Annotated in this window: 1 protein-coding gene and 1 pseudogene; both read left to right on the top strand. The window is 37.0% G+C overall.

What is annotated here, in order from left to right; translation table 11 throughout:
* Nucleotides 1-141: 141 nt before the first annotated feature.
* Nucleotides 142-1120, top strand: a pseudogene (locus tag QUA47_RS30810) (IS630 family transposase).
* Nucleotides 1121-1243: 123 nt separating this feature from the next.
* A complete protein-coding gene (locus QUA47_RS30805) occupies nucleotides 1244-1444 on the top strand; it encodes a hypothetical protein (protein ID WP_445302565.1) in 201 nt (66 codons plus the stop codon).
* Nucleotides 1445-1477: the final 33 nt, after the last annotated feature.

Below are 1477 nucleotides of genomic sequence, written 5' to 3'. Positions count from 1 at the left end.
TCCCCTTTCATTTATTATCAAACTTTCCTATTTTACCATAGAAATTCATATTTACATCTCAAATGGAATTGCTATAGTAGAATGATATTCCAGGCAAAATTATGAGTTAATTAGAATTTCATATGTTTATCAGGGAAATAAATCCTCTTTCGTCTAAATTGCTCGACTCGAATTTATCGCAAAAGCCGACATCATCAGGTACGTCACGCGTGCACATTGCCTCATATTAGCTTCGCAAGGAGTAAAAAAAGGAGAGTTAATGAATATTTTTCAAATAAGTTATAAGACCCTCTATAACTGGTTCAATCGGTGGGAATTAGAGGGAATGATAGGACTTTATAATAAACCAGGAAGAGGTTCTAAGCCACTATTTAACTCTTCGCAGAAAGCCCAAATTAAAGAAGGGGCTAAACAAGAGCCAAGGCAATTAAAAAATGTTAGCCAAAAAGTTCAAGAGACCTGGGGCATAACTCCCAGTACAAAAACAATTCAAAGAATACTAAAAACTCTAAACATGAGTTGGCATCTCCTTCGTAAAGGAGTTGCAGGAACGCCTCCAGCCCAGGAATATCAATAGAAAAAGGCGCAATTAGAAGAATTAAAGCAATTGGATGATCAGGGAAAAATTGATTTATATTACTTGGATGAAACGGGATGTTGTTTGATTCCTTGTGTCCCCTATGGCTGGCAGGATATCGGAGAATATTTAACAATTCCTAGTCGTCGTAGTCAGCGAATGAATGTACTAGGAATCATGAATCGAAATAACCATCTTGAAACTTATATTTCATCTCAAAGTATTAATTGCGATGTGGTTATTGCCTGTATTGATGCTTTTTTGCCCACAGTACATAAGCCAACGGTGATTGTCACAGATCAAGCTTCTATTCATACCAGTGATGCTATTGTTGACAAAATAGAAGAGTGGAAACAACGTAATATTACTCTTTTTGAGTTGCCTTCTTACTCACCTGAATTAAATTTAATTGAAATTTTATGGCTGTTTATTAAGTATGAATGGATTGAAATATCTGCTTACAAGAGTTGGGGAACTTTTGTTACATCTGTGGAAAAAATCCTGAAAGAATTTGGAGAAAACTATGTAATTAATTTTCTCTAGCTACTTAGTGGATATTTTTAATCGAATTCCTAACACTCGTATCTCACCGATTGCAGCCGAGTTTGCCCAAAAAATTATTGAATTCAATCAACACAGACTGCTTAACTTGAGGAAAACGCTACCGTGAAAACACACTCAACGCTTTTTTTGGCTTGGCAAGATCCAAACAGCCGTTCCTGGTTTCCCATTGGCAGGCTAACATTTGACGGAACCAACTACCAATTTACCTACACGCAAGGCGTTTTAGAAGCTCAACAGAAGTGCGGTTTTGAACCCTTGCCCGGGTGCATCTCAGTTTTGCACATATATCAAGTGGAAAGTTGACCATTGAGATAAGCACAGCGCAGAGAAAGGATA

It is taken from the genome of Microcoleus sp. MON2_D5, assembly GCF_036701905.1.
Classification (GTDB): domain Bacteria; phylum Cyanobacteriota; class Cyanobacteriia; order Cyanobacteriales; family Microcoleaceae; genus Microcoleus.
The sequence above is the reverse complement of the archived record's forward strand: the minus strand, read 5'-3'. Positions and strand labels throughout refer to the sequence as shown.